The organism is Paraflavisolibacter caeni, assembly GCF_025628885.1.
GTDB classification, from domain to species: Bacteria; Bacteroidota; Bacteroidia; order Chitinophagales; family Chitinophagaceae; genus Flavisolibacter; species Flavisolibacter caeni.
In genome coordinates this window covers 118128-137494 of record NZ_JAOTIF010000006.1, presented here as the reverse complement: position 1 = coordinate 137494, position 19367 = coordinate 118128, and the positions used below count along the sequence as shown (strand labels likewise).

The window sequence follows — 19367 nt, the reverse complement described above, 5'->3', positions numbered from 1 at the left end:
AACAAGAAAGATATACTACAAGATAATTTATTCCTTAATACCCTCCATTACCAAGTCTTTTTAATTTGCTTTAATGATAAGGAGAAAGGTTTGTCTTCCTCGTTTGTGCCTCTTTTAACAGCAGGCTTATCGCCCATTTCAAACTGCAGGTTTCCTCCATTGACAATATCATCATAAGTCAACCAATTATGATTGTATGTTTTACCATTCAGTGTTGCAGATTGAATATACACGCGCTCCCTACTATTATTCTTCGCTTCAATGACAAACTTCTTCCCGTTTTCCAAAGTGATGGTCACCTTTTCAAAGACAGGACTTCCTATAACATATTGATTTGTTCCCGGACAGACACTATAAAAACCTAATGCACTTAAAACATACCAGGATGATGTTTGTCCCTGATCTTCATCACCGGGATAGCCGTTTTCTGTAGCGTTGTAAAGCTTTCTCATAACGTTACGCACATGCCACTGAGCCTTCCAGGGTTCACCTGCATAATTGTATAAATAAATCATGTGTTGAATGGGTTGATTGCCATGGGCGTACTGACCCATATTTGCCATTACCATTTCTGACATTTCATGGATCATTCCTCTATATGAACCTACCTTCACTGCATTAGGAACTGAGAAAACAGAATCGAGTTTGGCAGTAAAATTTTTATCACCACCCATTAAATTAATAAGGCCTTGGACATCATGAAACACAGACCACTGCCAATGCCATGCATTGCCTTCTGTAAATGGCCCACCCCATTCAATCGGATCAAAATCAGAGACCCACTCACCATTCACTTTTTTACCACGCATAAACCGGGTACCGGAATCATATACATTCCTGTAATTATACATTTGCCGTGCAAAGACATTCTTATAGAAATTGTTGCCTGTTAAATTTGCCAACTGGTAGCCACAAAAGTCATCATATGCATATTCCAGTGTTTTAGCGGTAGCTTCACCGTATTCAGGATATGGAACATAACCCAACTGGTAATATTCCTTCCAGCCATGCCTGCCATTAGCTGGTCCCCAGGGTCCTTTATTCGTGGCTTCATACAGGTATGCGCTTAAAGCCCGTTCAGGATCGAATGTTCTGATGCCTTTGACCCAGGCATCGGCAAGAAGTGAAATTGCATGATTGCCGATCATACTTCCTCCTTCACCAGGGAATGACCAGGAAGGCAACCAGCCACATTGCTCTTTTGCATCGAGCAAAGCCTGCATGTAGCGGCCATGCATGGTGGGATACATGATCGTATTTAAAGGAAACTGTGCTCTGAAGGTATCCCAAAAGCCGGTATCGGTAAACATATAGCCTTTGTGAACCTTACCATCATAAGGACTAAAATAATAAGGATTACCTTCTTTATCATATTCATAAAACTGGCGAGAAAAAAGGCTGGCCCTGAAGAAGCAAGAATAAAAAGTTGCTTTATCTTCTTCCGATCCACCTTCCACCAAGATCCTGCACAAGTGTTTATTCCAGATTGCTGCTGCAGCTGCTTTTGTATCGTCCAGGTTTTTGAATTTACCTAACTCAGCTTTCAAAGTTACACCAGCCTGTTCCTGACTTATGTATGAAGAGGCTACTTTCAATTGAACCTTTTCACCATCATTAAATTGTATGTAGGCGCCTATACCTTGACCTTCATACTGTAGTTGATCTTTCTGAATGGTATTGCCGCGGTTTTCCCATGTACCGTAGCTTTTAAAAGGCTTATCAAATTGGATCTCGAAATAGCTTTTGATCAGGTTCCCCTTGTTGTTTTTATTATTGCTTACATAACCGGTGATCTTTCTTTCCCGGGGCCAGATATTAATTTCGCTGATACCCGTATATCCGTCTAATACAAGATAACTGGCACTACCCTTTGGAAAGGTAAACCTAAGATGGGCACCACGTTCTGTTGGCGACATTTCTGTCACAATTCCATTGTCCAGTTTCACCCGGTAATAGTTTGGCTTTGCAATCTCATTGTCATGGCTGAACCCTGTTGCCCGTTCTTCTTCATTTACAATTAATTTACCGGAAAGAGGCATGAAGGAAAAAACACAGTAATCTGTTGTCCAGGAGCTGCATTGATGCGCCTGCTGAAACCCACGGATTGATTTTTTGAAATACTGATACTTCCACCCATCTCCGTTCTTACCGGTTTGGGGTGTCCAGGTATGCATACCAAATGGTAAGGCAGTAGTTGGATAAGTATTGCCGCGGGTTAACTCATGTTTAGAGTTCGTTCCCTGTAATGTATTTACATAGTCAACCGGATCTTTACCCCTGGCATAAAGCGCCATACTACCCAATTGCAAAAACATCAAAAGACAAAGCGATTTCTTCATTATTGTGTTGTAAGAAATTTTATACAATGATCAAGTCCACAAAAGAATTTGATATCACATAGTGGGATGCTGTTCATAAATGGTCCAAAACTGATCGTCTTTATTGTTTCTTTTTTTCAACAGGATCGGAGCATTTATTGATCCAGACTGATCAGAAGGCATCACATAAAGTGATGTACCTTTTAAACGTATCAGGTACGTATTCTTTTTTACAGGAATGAATTCAAACTGTTGATTGGATTGATTCGTTACCAAAGGCTGTTGTATCAAGCTATCGCCTTCAGCAGGATGCTGCAGAACCGGCTGAAAAGTTTTACCTGTAAACAAATTACGAAGCTGATAAGTGTCGCCTTCCAAATGATTAAAATCCCAGGTAACGCACTTCCAATTTACGGGTGAATAGGCTATAATGGGAACGCCATCTTTTTTATTTGCGTCCAAAGGACGTAATAAAATTCCTGTCTGAACATTTTTGATCGCATAAGTTCCCTTTATTACCTGGGCATGAATACTATTCATACCAGCAAACAACATTATGATCCATAAAGTAAATGCAAGTCTCATTTTCATATTTCAAGCATTAAAGGTTCTCTAATAAACGACCAACTGTTGAAACAGCAGGTCGTATTTGTCTAACATTTGCTATGCACTAAAAAACCATTTTGATCACTTAATTTATACTGCTTATTTTTTAATCAAATTGACTTTATCATGGCGGTAAGGATTGCCATTTGCATCAATTATTTTCCTGAGAGTTTTTGTTCCAACACTTTAATAAAATAGCCTCCTACCACACTGCGGGCCTGGAAACCAACCTGTCTGCCATTGCTTGTTTCATGCCAGTCACTCAGAGGCACACGGCTGGGTGTTTGCATTGCGAATTTGTACACAGGGTTCACTAAAGCTTCAAAATCGCTTTTTTGATCCGCAAGAACTGAGGTCCATATTATCCAGTCCGATTTGGTATATCCTTTCCTGCTGTCCAAAGGCAGACCAAATTCATTCTGACGGCCCAGGTAGTATTTCACTTCCTTTTCGTACACCTCTTGCGGGAAGAGGTTCAGATCCAGTATCTTATCCCATACCAGGTTGTACTTCTGACTCCAGGTTCCTTTTTTATCAAAAGTCAACGCATAATGGTCTCCGTCATCAGCCATTTGCATCCATTTTTTTGCCATTTGCTGTGCGATCGCCTTGTATTTCTGAGCCGTTTCCTTTTGTCCTAACTGTTCGGCCATAAAAGCATAGCCGCCAATACCCATAATTGCTTTAATCGAAAGGTTCGTATTCCTTGCCAAGTGCCCGGCAAAATCATCAGTACATAATTGATTGGCCGGATCGAAGCCTTCTTTTACCAGGTAATCGGTCCATTGGGTTAGTGATCTCCAGTGCTTTTTAGCATAGGAAGCATTTCCTTCAGCTTTCACAATAGCAGCGGACAGGATGACCATATTTCCGCACTCTTCCACCGGCATATCATCACCATAAGTCTGACCATTGGCAAGAGGATATGTACCCAAATCGTGGGCAGCAAATGGCTTCGTCCATTTACCGCTTTCGCTGTAATAGAATATGCCGTTCAGCATTCCTTTCAAAAGATCCGGATTGTACGCCAGGAATAAAGGAGCAGATGGATAAGTTACATCTACTGTATTGATGGAACCATTGCTGTAGTTTTCTTTGGAAAGGAACAATAATTCACCCTGAGGGCTGCGTACCAGTTTGTGTGCAGCAATAGCCTGGCGATAGGCCAGCTCGCACAGGCGGGCATAATTTTCACCACCTGCTTTTTGTGCATCACGGAACATGCTTGCGTTGAATGCTTCACATTGCTGTAATACTTTTCTATAGTCTGCAGCAGCTTTCTCCATTGTTTTTTCAATAGAAGCTCCAGACTCTTTCCAAAGCGGTTTCAGGTTTTGACCAAAATATTGAATTGAATACAGATCATCATAACCTAAAAGCACAAAGGACTCTTTACCTTTTGCATCTACCTTTCCCAAGGGCAAAATGGTATTCAGCATTAATTTTTTGCCTTTAGTAACAGAGCTGTAATCATTCTTCACAAATGAGGAAACTACATTTTTGGATGGGGAGATATATTGCTTTGCCTTTGCTGCAACTGGAACACCCAGGTACATATATCCCCAATCTATACGCAGGTCATCACCTTTCTTTTGCAGCATTGGCTGAGCCGTGGTGCCAGCTTTTAACAGTGATAAACCACTACTGGTGTATTGTTGTGCTGCCACTTCCTGCGATGCTACATTGGTTGCGATATCAGCCGCAGCCCCCAGAAACACCTGTACATCGTGAGCAACTCCATCGTTGGACTTTACGCGGGTAGTGATATATGAAACGGGACGTGATACCAATTGCAGGTCATTCATCAGCAAGGGCGAAGTAAATTGTAAAGAAAGATCTATTTTACCGCAAGTAAATTCGTATTTGGTCTGCGTAGCATTGATCACTACTGTTTTCTGAACAGCATTGTGAATGTCTGCCCCTTTCATTTTTTCTTCATCTACAATTCCAAAATCCAGCCAGGAACCTCCCGCGGTATTTGCAACGTGTATCGCCAATACATTCCTTCCTTTAACCAGATTTCTTTTGAGGGCATCATGCAGTGGGAGATAGTTGAACTTAGAAAGCCAGCCTTTGTGTTCATAAATCTTTTTACCATTTAAATAAACCTCTGTATTATCATCGTGCTGCAGCTTTAGAAACAAATTATTAAAGTTCAGATCATCCACTGTAAATGTGCGACGCACCCAAATATTCCGGCTCGTCCAAAGCGTATTGCTTACCGTTTTATTGTCACCAACAGGTGCTTTCCCATTTTTCCAATTGCTGTCGTCAAAAGATGACTGCATCCAGTTGTCAGCAGGTGTTGATTCAGTATAAGCAATTGCATAACCTGCATCATCAGAAGCAGGCAATATCGTTTTAAAGCTTCTTTCCGCATTACCCATGAAACGATAAACTACACCATCTACTTTGATCAATCCAACCAAAGAATGATCAGTACCCGTCCAATGCCTGGTAGGTGCCGCCAACAGCGTATCGGTCATTGACCAAATGCTGAAATAAGGATCATGTGTAATCAGGGGATAAGCAGGCGCTTTTGTTAATTGAGCAACCAGATTACCAAAAGCACAGAAAAATAAAAAGAGAAAGCTGAAAAGTCTTTTCATGGTTAATTATTATCGTGTTGTTAATTGTTTGTTTTCAGAAGGAGCATCTAAGGAAGTTGCAGTTTTAACAGGTTCTCCCAAATTGGGTGTACCGTCTTTATTCCAGGAAAACCTTTGTGCTCTTGGAGAACGAAAACGCCCACACCCTTGCCCTGGTTTGTCATTGGCATGATATAAAATCCAGTCTTCCTTTTGATCGGGAGATTTGAAAAATGAATTATGCCCGGGAGCAAACACACCGTTTTCTTTGTTTTGTTTGAATAATGGCTGCCCATTTTTTACCCATTTTGATGCATCCAGAATATTCCCTCTACCTGTAAAAGTTAAAAGCCCAAGCGCATAGTTATCAGTCCAGCAGCCACTGGCGGAAAACACAATAAAAAGCTTTTTATTGTGCATCATTGCCTGAGGGCCTTCGTTCACATTCACGTGAGAAGGGTTACTCCCACTACCCAAATCACCGTCTTTCTCCCATTCAAAAGTTGGCATAGAAATCAGTACGCGATCGCCCTCAATGGTCCAGGGATTTTTCATTTTGGCGATGTAGATATTTTGCTGGCCGTTGACAGTTCCCTCCCATCCTGACCAAATCATGTACAAACGTTTTTTGTACTCAAAAACATCTCCATCAATAGCCCATTTGTCTGAGGTGTCAGCTATCTTACCTTTGAACACCCATTGGCCTTGAAAAGGATCCAGTGCCGCATTTTCCAATACATACAAACGATGATTTTCATTCTTCCCATCATCTGCTGCAAAGTAGACATACCATTTACCATGGATGTGTTGAATTTCAGGAGCCCATAAATTTTTGGAATAAGCAGTACCAGCCGGTGGCGTAAATATCGTTTTCCGCTCTGCATGAGGCAGGTCTGCAAGACTTTTTGTCTTCCAGATATCGATCCGGTTGCCTAAAGTATGGGTATAGTAATAATAGTCATCTTTGTAAAAAGAGAAGGGATCAGCTCCTGAAGGCAATAAAGGATTTAAAAAAGTAGCATTCGTTATACTCTGTGACATTACATTGCCTGAAAACAATGCAACTGTTAAGATCAACAGGAGGGAAAATCTTTTCATGCTTTATTGTTCTATATTAAAGGAAAGCCATCGTTCATCTGTAAGTTACGTGTAGGATGGCTTTCCTTTATTTTTTATTTCACGTTACAATTTCAACTCCTTAACAGGCGAGTAGAGCATGTCTTCTACTCCGCTGATCTTGACTCCTACCCTGGCGAAAATATAATCCTGGGTACGTGTTAAGGTAGGTACATTCACATCCAGGATAATGTTGTTCATATCTGTGATACTGGCACCTGATAGTTCCTTCTTTGCAACATTGGCAGAACCCGCATCTGATACAAATGAAGTAGTATTCAGGTATAAAACAACTTTATCTATATTCTTTGCATTGGCATCTGTAATGATCTTATCCAATTTGAAGGAACCTGTTACTTTTCCTGAGCTGATGGAAAACTGTGGGTTCCTGATCATGTAATAAGGAAGCACTTCGATATCCATGCTTTTATTCCCATTGATCTCAAGCGCAACTGTGTCCTTTGCAGTGCCATTCTGTTTGGTCATATATGGCCCCTGCCCGCCGGGAAAAGAAATTTTATAAGTGCCATTAAATAGCATGGACGAGAAAGAACCATCCTGTTTGATCGTTACATCAATAGGCGTCAGCTTACCAAATCCTGACTGCCAGAGTTGAAAGCGAACCTGGTCGTATGCTACATTGATGGCTTCACCATTGTATACGATCCTTCCATTGAATGTAGCACCAGGCGGATCATAAGTATCTTTTGAGCACGATGCCAATAAGCAAATGAATGCACACAGTATGATATAATAAGATCTGAATTTCATCATCTTTTTATTTATCAGTGAATGACTATTGATTTGGATTTCTAACCAACTTTGGATTGTTAGCGATAATGTTGTCAGCAATGTAGGAATAGTAGTTACCCAAACGGAAGCGGTCAGGGTTCGTCACAGCATTTGGCTTTGCCACTTTAAACACCCATTTGCCATTGTTTGGATCTCCGGGCGCATAATACTTATATGGGATCAATCCAAAAACCTGAGTATTGGGTTTATCTGCTTTTCCAATATTCGCTTTCAAATCAGCCTCTGTCATTTGTGATCCGTTCCATACTGCACCAGCCAACCTCCAACGTTTCATATCCCAAAGCATATGATCCTCAAATGCCAATTCCACTCTTCTTTCCTGAACAAAGCGATCAAAAGAGAGCTCGCCTTCTGTTAATGGCGTTTTCAATCCTGCCCTGTCGCGTACCTCGTTCAAATATCCTACAGCCACATTTTTCTGATCTAATTCAAAAGCAGCTTCGGCTGCATTCAGCAATACTTCAGCATAACGGTAGCGGATCCACCACACTTCACTTTTGGTACCTAAGGAACCTGCACCAATGGTTGGATCCAAGTACTTTCTAATGTAAAAGCCTGTTTGAGCGGTAAACTCCTGGCCTGCTATCGGACCATCCCTACCTACAATCACTTCAGGTGCGGATTTACCAGGCAAGGTTTTTTGTTCATTCACCCGTGTACCTGTAACGATACTTTTATCTGCCAGCATAAATCCACCCCAGATATCTACAGGCCTGTTTCTAAAACTTGAGCCAGGAAGGATCACTGTTCCGGCGAGGCGGGCATCTCTTCCTGCAAAAATATCCTGTGGGTTATCGTAGAAAATATAATCGGTTCCTGAAACATTCGCAATAGGCGCAAACGTATTATTGAGCAACTCAAACGACTGCACGAAATTCAATGATGGATTGGTTCTGCCGCCAAAGCTTTCCTCCGTCATGGAATAGGGCTGATTGTCCACTGTGAAATCGTGCATTTTACTTTTCAACTTGTAGTCTTCAGCAAAAATCACTTCAGGGTTGTTTGCTTTGTCCAGAAACAAGCTGGAGAAGTTATCAGACAAATTCTCTTTCTTTTTATACAAAGAATAGCCTCCACCAGTTATGATTTCCTGTGCAGCTTTCAATGCTGTTTGATAGTAGCCCTGTGCTTTGCTAGCAGGTATGCCTACTTCACCTCCTGGCAGTGTTACTTCCGGAGTTTTCGACGAGCCATATTTTGCAATAGAACCAGCATATAAAGCAGCCCTTGCTTCCAAAGCCAAAGCAGCAGCTTTTGTAGCTCTAGACTTAGTTCCCGGCGTATTGGGCAGGTCTCCTTTGATGGCTTCCATCTCACTGATCAGGAAATCATAGATCTCAGATTCTTTCGCTCTTGGATGTTGTAAATAGGTTGGATCACCACTGAAGTCATAAGTCATTGGCTCCAGGATCAGCGGAACACCACCCATACGCTTTACATGGTCGAAATACATAAGGGCACGAAGGAAACGTCCTTCAGCAAAAAATCTTTTTCTATCCACCTCTTCAAGTTCGGTAGCCTTTTCTGCCTGCTGAATAAACAGGTTGAGTTCCCTGATAAATCCATAATCCCAGGTACTCCATTCTCCATAAGCCCAATCCTGGTTTTGAAAACGCCAGTTGTCTCCATTGTTGGATATCAAGGCTTCATTAAAATCTCCGAAACGTTGCCATTGACCACCCAACAGGCCCTGGTAATCCGGAATACGGTCATACAGATCGGCCAGTACTGATACGATCAGTGTTTTATCCTTCCAGGTCGCTTCCTCAAGAAGGATATTTTTAGGCTCTTTATTCAAAAACTCGTCGTCCTTCTTACACCCAAAACCAAGGACGAGAAGTGCTAATATCATTAGAGAATAATATCTTTTCATCTATAGTTGATTTAATCATTATAAAGAAAGGTTCACACCGAAGTTGATCACTTTATTTTGCGGATACTGAAGACCGTTACCATCCACCACTTCAGGATCCAGACCATACTGATAAGCATTATCAATAGAGAACAGGTTGTATGCATTTACATAAATTCTTGTTTTCTTGATCTTCGCTCTATCCAGTAAAGCTTTTGGAAGTGAATAACCTATTTCCAGTGTTCTTGCCCGCAGGTAGCTTAAGTTCGTAACCCAGAAAGTGGATTGTTTGTTATAATTGCTGTGGCCACCGTCATTGAACCTGAGCGCGGGGTATTTACCAGGACTCCAAGCACTGTTTACATCCCATGGATCTGCCCTGTGCCAGCTGTCTTCATAAAAGTCCTTCAATAAATTACCATTGTTCTGATAAGGCCACCTCATTTCCCAATCCCTGGTAAAGGTGTAGAGGGATGCGCCAGAAAAGTCTGCTGTAAAATCAACACCTCTCCAGGAAAGAGAAAAGCTGAGTCCAAAATTGATATTGGGGTTTGCGCCGGTATAGCCAATCGGACGAACATCATAGCCATCTATTTTCCCGTCGTTGTTGACGTCTTTATACATCAGGTCGCCGGGCAACAGGGTGCGGTTATTTTGTCCATCGTTATTAATTGCATAATGATTGATCTGCTCCTGAGACTCGAACTGTCCAATTACTTCATAACCCCAATAAATGCCATTCCACCTATCCTCAATTCCATTGCGGTAATAGTCCCAAGAATTACCATAAGTGAGTTTATACCCCTTCAGGAATTTGCTTCTTGACAATGAGAAATTACCACCTACAGAATATTTGAGTTCACCAGCTTTGTTATTATAATTCAACGCCAACTCACCGCCCATGTTCGCGTCGCTGTTTACATTTTCCTGGGGAAGGTTGTACCCCAGTTCTGAAGGAACCAAAACATCGTATTTGGCGCCAACCAGCCCGGTACGCTTGCGATGAAAATAATCAACTGAACCAGAAAGTTTACCTTTCAACAAGGTGAAGTCGACACCAACATCAGCCATGGTACTGATAAACCAGGTAATATTATTCGTTGGAACACCTCTATACCTTGAGCCAACAACCAGGTTACCATCAAAAATAGAATTGGAGCCGCTGTTGTAGTTATAACCAGAAAGATAATCAAAGGCACCAATACCTACATTATCATCTCCCAACTCGCCATAAGAAGCACGAAGCTTTAACTCACTTAAAATGCTTTCCTTCACCAGGGATCTGAAGAAGTTCTCTTGAGTTAGCCTCCAACCAGCTGATACTCCGGGAAAGGTCCCTGTTCTTTTACCAGGTGCAAATTTCCAAGAGGCATCTCTCCTGGCAGAGACCTCTGCATAATATTTGTTCCGGAAATTATAGTTCAGCCTTCCTATATAACCTACACGCGCTTCTTCCCAATCGTTATCATTATATGTATCAACATCAGCAAAGTATAGAAGAGGGAGCGCATTTGTTTTAGGCACTGCATGTACCCATACATCCGTTTCGTTCCTATCCCTTCTTTCCACAACAAATGTGGCACCAACACTATGATCGCCAAATGTGTTGTTATAGTTCAATTGACCCTGAACAACTTTATTGAATACCTTATGGGTCCCACGTTCGCGCCAGGGGTTGGTGCTACCACCTGTCCTGGTGTAGGTACTGTCCACCGGATTAAAGCGATAAGCATCATAGGTATACTCGTGCCCATTCATTACCTTATCTGCAATGTAATAAGAGTACATGCCACGAGCATTCAGTCCCTTTACCGGCAATTGGTATTCCGCAGTAAAGTTGGTTTGTAACACCCGCCAGTCTTCATGCCAGTAACCAGATTGCGCTTTATTCAATAAGCCCCAGTTTTCAGCATTATGACCGATGTCGTTCAAGTAATCCGGATTATCATTGGCATATGGACGTTCAAATGGTAAGTTTCTCAACAAGGCAAAACGAGGGGCCCAATAGTCATCGCCACCAGGTACGCCAGGGTTATCCCTTGTTTCAATGCGGCCATTGATCTGAACACCTACTTTCAGCCTGTTGGTTACTTTGGCATCAATATTTGATTGCAAGTTTGTTCTTTCGAAAGTAAACTCCCTTCCCAACACAGAATTCTGATCCAGGCGCGTCAAAGACAGGTAGTAATTGATCTTATCTGATCCACCTGTAGCATTTACATTGATGGACTTAACAGGAGAATTTTTCTTGATGATAAAGTCATGCCAGTTGAAATCACGGTATCCATATTCAGAGCCGGCCTTCCATCTTTCCAATTCGGCTTTCGTCATTGATGTACCGGGGTTTACCCTGTTCATTTCAGCTGCCACCTTTCCTAACTGCCATTCATACGAATTGACTACGTCGGGGAACCTTGTCCAGTTTTGAATGCCATAATAAGCATCCACGTTAATGGAGTTGCCACTTCCGGCCCTTCCTCTTTTCGTGGTTACCACCACAACACCATTTGCAGCCTGTACACCATAAATAGCAGCCGATGCGTCTTTCAATACGCTGATGCTTTCAATGTCGTTTGGTGACAGGTTATTGAACTGGCCAGCATCCTGTTGAATGCCATCAATAATAAATAAAGGGCTACCCAAATTACGAACGTTGATGTTTGCACTTGAACCTGGCCTTCCATCAGGCATGCGGAAAGTAACGCCCGGCAGCTTCCCGGCAAGACTGGAGCTCACTGTTGAACCACCGTGAACATGGTCTATATCGGATGCAGTAATTGACGAAATGGAACCGGTGATGGACTCTTTCTTTTTCGTACCATAACCCACCACTACAACTTCGCCAAGAGATGAATTCTGAAGATGAAGAGATACATTCAAGTTGGTTTGTCCACCAACCATTACTTCCTGTGGTGCATAACCAACAGATGTAAACACCAGTACAGCGTTGTTATTGGCTACACTGATACTAAAGCTGCCATCGCCCCCGGAAAGTGCCCGGTTGTTGGTACCCTTTTCTGTTATCGTTACCTGGGGGATGACAATACCGCTACTATCCCTCACTGCACCGGTTAACCTAATTCTACCGGGAGCTTGGGAAAAAGCAGTATTCCATAAAACGGCTACAAGAAGCAAGCCCATCATAAGGCCTCCTCTTTGCCCAAAAGTAAACTTTGCATGAAAGCTGTCATGCAGTAAATGCTTGTTTTTAAAATTCATAGCAGGCAATTGAAATTTTAAGACATACTAAATGAATAGACGGATCCCATTACGATCATCCTAGGGACTATCGTTTGAAGAATGGCATACGCCAGTAAAGCAGATTAGAGCGGATTTGTTGGATTAAATCTGGTATTTTTTTGTTTCAGGCATAAGCAATCAATTGTTAGAGGTTAATGATGAGTAATGTTTGAGTGATTTGAATTGCGTGAACAGATAACATTCAAATCATTTTGTAAAGTAACAGTATCATAAACAGTAGTCTTATTCGGAGCATTTCATAACTTTTACAATTTGTTACATTTTGGTGTAATTTGCTTTTTTAATTAACTGATATGTTGCCAACCATTTTATTAGTAGATGATGAAGAAGAAATTCTTGATTTCCTTGAACGTATTTTAAAAAGCAAGTACACTGTATTGAAGGCCGAGAACGGCAAGGAAGCACTGAGCAAACTGGAAACAGAAGCAGTTCACCTGGTGGTGAGTGATGTGATGATGCCGGAAATGGATGGCTTTGCCTTGTGTAAGATCATCAAATCCAATTATGAATACTCGCACATACCTGTCATCTTATTAACAGCTAAAAATACTATTCAATCGAAAGTAGAAGGATTGGAACTGGGCGCTGATGCCTATATTGAAAAGCCTTTTTCTAAAGAACATCTACTGGCACAGATATCGAGCCTGATTGCCAACAGGAATATGATCAGGGAATATTTCGCCAGCTCTCCACTGGTGCATATCAAAAGCATTGCCCACTCCAAAGCAGATGAACGCTTTTTAGAAACACTGAATGAAACTATTTACAGGAATATTGAAGATGAAGAACTGGATGTAGAAAAGGTGGCAAAGATCATGAACATGAGCCGGATCACACTTTACCGGAAGATCAAAGCCATATCGGACCTGACACCTGTTGAACTTATTAATGTTACCAGGCTGAAACGGGCTGCAGAATTATTAGCAGAAGGAGATTACCGCATCTATGAAATCGCTGCCATGGTGGGCTTCAGTTCGCAGAGTAATTTTGCCCGTAACTTTCTGAAGCAATTCGGTATGACTCCTACTGAATACATGAACTCCAAACAGATAAAGAAGGTTTAAGAAAAAGCCCTTTGTAAAAACAAAGGGCATAAACGATTGCTATATGAGAGAAAACACCAGTTACATGAAGTTGTTTATTTTTTAAAAGTGGCTTTATATGCATCTATTTCACTTCTTAAGATTTGCTGCCACCAATGTTGGGTTGTATAACTTGCTATGAATCTCATTCAATTTGTTTACAGGAATCTTGATCACCTTCCTGTCGTAGGTCATCAAACCATTTGTTTCAATTTCCACATCAGTAGTCTGTGTATAAACGGCGGCAGATAATCCTTTTGAAATCAGGAATGGTATACGGTCGATAAATTCTGAATAACGAGTTAACAGCTCCTCCTGATTTTTAAAACTCTGATAGCCCCAATTGTTTTTATCCTGCCAGGTGTGGTTCTCTACGGGCAAACCCAGACCACCAAATTCGCCTAATACCAGTATTCTTTTTTGCCCGAACAATGCAGGATCCGGCATCAAAGGCTCGGGATAATTATGCAGATCAATGATATGGCCAACATCTTCAAAGTTTCCACCACTAGCTGTATTGGTCAACCGTGATGGATCTTTCTGCATGGTCCATTCAACAATTTCTTTTGTTTTAAACTGTCCCCAGGCTTCATTAAATGGCACCCAAACTACGATGCTCGGAAAATTGTGCAAGTCCTGCATGATCTCTTTCCATTCAGTGCGGAAGGCAGTTTCAGACTCTGAGGTTCGCTGTTTGTCTGTTGCCCTTCCAAAAATCCCCGGACGGTTCTCCCAACGATTCCCCAAATCCCCGCTTGGCATATCCTGCCACACCAGAATACCCATTTGGTCGCAGTAGGTGTACCAGCGAGCCGGCTCCACTTTCACATGTTTACGGATCATGTTGAAGCCCATTTCTTTTGTCTTCTCTATGTCGAACTTTAAGGCTTCATCTGTTGGAGCCGTGTACAAACCATCAGGCCACCAACCCTGGTCTAGTGGACCATATTGAAACACGAACTGATTGTTGAGGAGCATGCGTTGTATGCCATTCTGGTCAGGCGCCATAGAAACCTTACGCATCGCGAAATAGCTTTTTACTTCATCAACAACTTTCCCTTTGCGGACAACCGTGTACTTCAGGTCATAGAGAAAAGGAGACTGCGGAGACCAGAGTTTCGGGTTGGGAATCGTTAATGAGGCTTCAGTATTTGGAGCCACAGTTTGTTCGGCTACTTTCGTTCCTTTATCCCAGGCTGAAACAATTACCTGATCTCCAGTTTGGGATTTTTCCAAAGAAGCTTCTGCCTTTAATACATTCTGATCTAGATCAGGAGTCTGACGGGTAGCAGCAATATAAGTCTGCGGCACTGTTTCCAGCCATACGGTTTGCCAGATTCCAGTCACAGGCGTATACCATATGGCATGAGTTTTTTTCACCTGCTTTCCACGCGGCTGAGGGCCCTCATCGGAAGGATCCCAAACCTTTATAGCGATATCCTGGGTTGCACCCTTTTTTAAAGCCCCGGTGATATCCATAGAGAATGGATCATATCCTCCTTGATGTGATCCCACTTCCTTTCCATTAACATACACAGTGCACAACCAATCCACTGCACCAAAATGCAAGAGGACCGTTTTACCTTTTGCCGTAGGCACAGATATCGTGCGCTTATACCAGAGTACACTATCTTTTCCCACTGTTTTACCAACACCTGAAAGCGAGGATTCCACAGCAAACGGAACGAGGATATTTCCCTGATCAGCAGCAGGGATGGATTCCTGGTCTTTGGGTAGCATAGCATACTGCCAAAGTCCATTTAAATTGGTCCAATTGCTGCGTACCATCTGCGGACGTGGATACTCAGGCAAGGGAGCTGCCGGATTCACCTTTTCCGCCCAAGGAGTTGCAATTCTTCCAGGCACCATTTGCCAATTTTTCTGCGCATTTATAGTCAACTGTGACAGCAGGAGCGCAACCAATAGATAAGAGGAATGTTTTTTCATTTTTAATCATTCTTTAGTAATGAGTAAAGCCCAATTCTTTTAAGGTATTTTGAGGAATCTATATTTGATTTTGAATATCTATTCAAGGAAAAAACCAATAACATTAGGTTAGGACCGAAGAATGGCATCTTATTTTTGATCATATAGCAACTAATCATTTAAGATGAACAATCGTTATCCTGATTTATCATCAACCAATATTCATTAGTTTTAAACCAGGTTGTGAAATAAGTACATAAAATAAATTGAGCTTATTCAGGACGTATCATTATATTATCAAAATGTATCTTTTTTGAAATTACAATTGCTTGCGGGGCTGTTAATGTTTGTAATAACAGCCAATACACAGCCATATTACTTCAGGCACTACCAGGTGGAAAACGGGCTGTCTCATAATACCATCTTTTGCAGCGTACAGGATCAAAAAGGCTTTCTATGGTTTGGCACCAAGGATGGTTTGAACCGGTTTGACGGCTACCGATTTAAAACCTTCAACATTGCCAATGAAAAAAGCGGCGGCAAAGGAGCAGACCTGATCTTATCGCTGGCTACAGATCGGAAGGGAACGGTCTGGGTTGGCACAGAAAAAGGACTGCTATATTTTGATGCAGCAAAAGAAAGATTTCATCCCTTCCTGGATACAATCAGAGGCATCAATGATCTCTTTTTTGATTACGCTGGTCAACTCTGGTTTATTGCAGACAACACCGTCTGCCGCTACAACTTTACCACAAAGAGGTTAACCCTCTTCCCTTCTGAACGCTTTTTCAATGCAACCTCATTATGTGAAACGCCAGACGGGACTATGTGGTTCTCTACCGCAGACGGAGAACTTCAACAATTCAACGCCGCTACACAAACCTTTAAAGCTTACCAAGTTTTCAGACATTCCCCAGCAGCGGATTCAAAAGTCATCCAAAAAATTGTTTATGATCAAAGGGGCAGCATATTAATCGGAACCAGTAATCAAGGCATCAAAGAATTCAAACTGAATACGCTTGATTATACAGATGTATTGATGTATAATGCTGACAAAACGACCATCTATGTCCGGGATATTTTGCAGGTGAATAATGAGGAGACATGGTTTGCCACCGAATCAGGTATTTACATTCTGAATCATGCTACCGGAAAGTTTCTCCAATTAAAAAAGAAACACCTTGATCCCTATTCCCTGTCGGACAATGCCATCTATACACTCTACAAGGACATAGAAGGAGGCATTTGGGCCGGAACTTTTTTCGGCGGATTGAATTATTTTCCCAAACAGCATACAACCTTTCAAAAGTATTTCCCGGATTACTCCAAGAACTCCATCAGTGGCAATGCCGTGCGGGAAATCTGCGAGGACGATCAAGGAAATATCTGGATTGGAACAGAAGATGCAGGCTTGAACAAGCTGGATCCCAAAACGGGGATGACTACCCATTTTGAACCTACAGGTAAACCGGGCAGCATCAGTTATTACAACATACATGGCTTACTTGCCGTGAAAGATGAAATCTGGATCGGCACCTTTGAACATGGATTGAATATCCTTGATATTGCTACAGGGAGGGTCAAAAAGCATTATTCAGCAGGTGCCGGCGCTCATCGTTTTCAAAACAATTTTATTGTAACACTGCTACAAACCAGGAATGGAGCTATTTTCCTAGGCACAGCCCTGGGCGTTTATCAATACAACCCCAAAGTTGATGGCTTTGATTACCTGAATGAAATTGCTGATGGCAGCTTTATTGCCTGCATGCAGGAAGACCAGCAAGGCACCATATGGGTTGCTACGCACAACAGGGGACTTTATTATTTTAACCCGCTGACCGGCATTAAAGGACGTTTTATAAATGAACCTGGTCATGACAACAGCATACCGGAGAATTCCATCAATTCTATTTTTGAAGACAGCGAAAGGAACCTGTGGCTCTCCACTGAAGGCGGAGGGCTTTGCCGTTTAGATCCATCAAGAAGAAAATTCACCCGTTATCATACCAAAGATGGGCTGCCCAGCAGTTTTATCTTCAAAGTGCTGGAGGATGATCACAAGACCTTGTGGATCACAACAGCGAAGGGGCTTGTCAACATGGATAGAGCCAATGGCAAAATGAAAGTGTACACCAAGTCGAACGGGCTCATTAACGACCAGTTCAATTATAATTCAGGGTATAAGGACAAGCAGGGAAATTTATACTTTGGCAGTGTGCAGGGCATGATCCAATTCAATCCCAGTACTTTTCGCCAGGACAAATACATACCAGCTGTCAACATCACCGGCCTGCAAGTGGAGAATAAAGAAGTGGACATTTCGAAGGATTCCAGCATTTTACATCAATCCATTCTATACACCAACAAAATAACACTCCCCTACGACCAGTCGTCCTTTAGCATAGACTTTGCGGCCCTGAGGTTTACCTCACCGGAAACGACGGTGTACAGTTACATCATGGAAGGCCTGGATAAAGAATGGACCTATTTACCCTCCAACAGGAAGGTTTATTTCACCAACCTGAAACCAGGCAGGTATACCTTCAAAGTAAAGGCAGGTAACGGCGAAGCCTGGAATGAACCCAAAGAGCTCGCCATATTGATTACACCTCCTTTTTGGGCCACCACAGGAGCTTTCCTGTTTTATATCGTTATCGTCTCGTCATTGGTGTATTATCTCATTCGCACCTATCATCAAATACAGGAAAACAAAAAAGAAAAAGAGATCTACCAGGCCAAGATGGAATTCTTCACCAATATTGCCCATGAAATCAAGACACCGCTTACGCTGATCAAAGGGCCGGTAGAGAACCTTAGTGACATGGCCGGCCATGTTCCTGAAATCAAAGAGGAAGTGGACACGATGGAAAGGAATACGGACCGGCTGATCAACCTGATCAACCAGATCCTTGACTTTCGCCAGACGGAAACAAAGGGATTCAGCCTGGACTTTTCGGAAGTGCATATCAATGAGCTGGTGCAAGAAGCACATTTGACGTTTCAGCCCCTAGCGAAGAAAAGAAAGTTAAGCTATACACTGGAACTGCCTGCTGCTGATTTGCATATGAAGGCAGATGCCGAAGCGCTGACCAAGATCCTGAACAATTTAATCAGCAACGCGGTGAAGTATGCGCAGCATGAAGTAAGCACAAAAGTGATAGCGCCCCATAAAGGAGCCAACAAACTGTTGATCGAGATCAGCAATGATGGCTATATCATTCCTGCAGAAATGAGAGAAAAGATCTTTGAGCCTTTTTTCAGGATCAAGGAGACCAGTAAACAGAAAGGTACGGGCCTTGGGCTTGCCCTTGTGCGATCTTTGGTTGAATTGCACAATGGGAAAGTGTATTTAAAAGAGCAAGGAGGCCATTGCAATGTGTTTGTTGTGGAGATACCGGCGGAATGAAAATTTGCCATTTCCGGGCTTTATCCTGGGCTTTGGGTGGGAGTAAGTAGGGAGTATCCTGGGAGCAAGTAGGAGGAAGATGATGGATAGCAGATGCTGGATTATTAATAATTAATTATTGATTATTGGTCCATAGGGAAAGGTGAAATGAGGTATTGGGGTATTGGAATGGCATGATATGGGAGATAAAAGTGGTTTTCTAGGCTTTTCCTAGGCTTAGCTATGGATTCAGTAGGGCTCAGGTAGGGCTGAGCAACGAAAGATGAACCGCGGATTTGCACGATTAGAAAGGGAGGAATAGGATTTTTTGATGGAGGAGTCCGGGTTTTATTGGAGATTGAGAAAGGGGAAGAAAAGATGCTTTTTTGAGGTTTAGGAACGAAGGGGGCATACTGTTGT

General features: G+C 42.2%; 10 protein-coding genes. 2 read left to right on the top strand and 8 right to left on the bottom strand.

From position 1 onward, the window contains the following. Positions 1-47 precede the first annotated feature (47 nt). From OCK74_RS10740 to OCK74_RS10710, 7 genes are all read right to left on the bottom strand, one after another. Positions 48-2339 (bottom strand): GH92 family glycosyl hydrolase, encoded by a 2292-nt coding sequence (locus OCK74_RS10740; protein ID WP_279297035.1) that lies wholly within the window; start codon positions 2337-2339, stop codon positions 48-50. 54 nt (positions 2340-2393) lie between these two features. Further along, positions 2394-2909: an RICIN domain-containing protein gene (locus OCK74_RS10735; RefSeq protein ID WP_279297034.1), complete on the bottom strand. Its 516-nt coding sequence runs from the start codon at positions 2907-2909 to the stop codon at positions 2394-2396. Positions 2910-3079: 170 nt separating this feature from the next. Continuing rightward, on the bottom strand, positions 3080-5533 hold the full coding sequence (locus OCK74_RS10730) for a glutaminase family protein (protein WP_279297033.1): 2454 nt from the start codon (positions 5531-5533) through the stop codon (positions 3080-3082). A gap of 9 nt (positions 5534-5542) precedes the next feature. Then, on the bottom strand, positions 5543-6610 hold the full coding sequence (locus tag OCK74_RS10725; protein ID WP_279297032.1) for a glycoside hydrolase family 43 protein: 1068 nt from the start codon (positions 6608-6610) through the stop codon (positions 5543-5545). An 84-nt stretch (positions 6611-6694) separates the two neighbouring features. Next, entirely contained in the window at positions 6695-7402 is a 708-nt protein-coding gene (locus OCK74_RS10720; RefSeq protein WP_279297031.1) for a DUF3823 domain-containing protein, read from the bottom strand. Positions 7403-7424: 22 nt separating this feature from the next. Then, the gene (locus OCK74_RS10715; RefSeq protein ID WP_279297030.1) at positions 7425-9314 is read right to left on the bottom strand and encodes a RagB/SusD family nutrient uptake outer membrane protein; all 1890 of its coding nucleotides are present in this window, start codon (positions 9312-9314) and stop codon (positions 7425-7427) included. 18 nt (positions 9315-9332) lie between these two features. After that, on the bottom strand, positions 9333-12512 hold the full coding sequence (locus tag OCK74_RS10710) for a SusC/RagA family TonB-linked outer membrane protein (RefSeq protein WP_279297029.1): 3180 nt from the start codon (positions 12510-12512) through the stop codon (positions 9333-9335). A gap of 335 nt (positions 12513-12847) precedes the next feature. Between OCK74_RS10710 and OCK74_RS10705 the strand changes: the two genes are divergently transcribed. Then, entirely contained in the window at positions 12848-13618 is a 771-nt protein-coding gene (locus OCK74_RS10705) for a response regulator transcription factor (protein ID WP_279297028.1), read from the top strand. 108 nt (positions 13619-13726) lie between these two features. On the opposite strand, the gene OCK74_RS10700 is transcribed toward OCK74_RS10705, so the two are convergent. Then, positions 13727-15583 carry a glycoside hydrolase family 2 protein gene (locus tag OCK74_RS10700; RefSeq protein ID WP_279297027.1) on the bottom strand — a complete coding sequence of 619 codons (1857 nt, stop codon included), beginning with the start codon at positions 15581-15583 and terminating at the stop codon, positions 13727-13729. 292 nt (positions 15584-15875) lie between these two features. Here OCK74_RS10700 and OCK74_RS10695 point away from each other — a divergent pair, with 292 nt between their 5' ends. After that, positions 15876-18968, top strand: coding sequence for a ligand-binding sensor domain-containing protein (locus OCK74_RS10695; RefSeq protein ID WP_279297026.1), 3093 nt, complete (start codon positions 15876-15878; stop codon positions 18966-18968). Positions 18969-19367 lie beyond the last annotated feature (399 nt).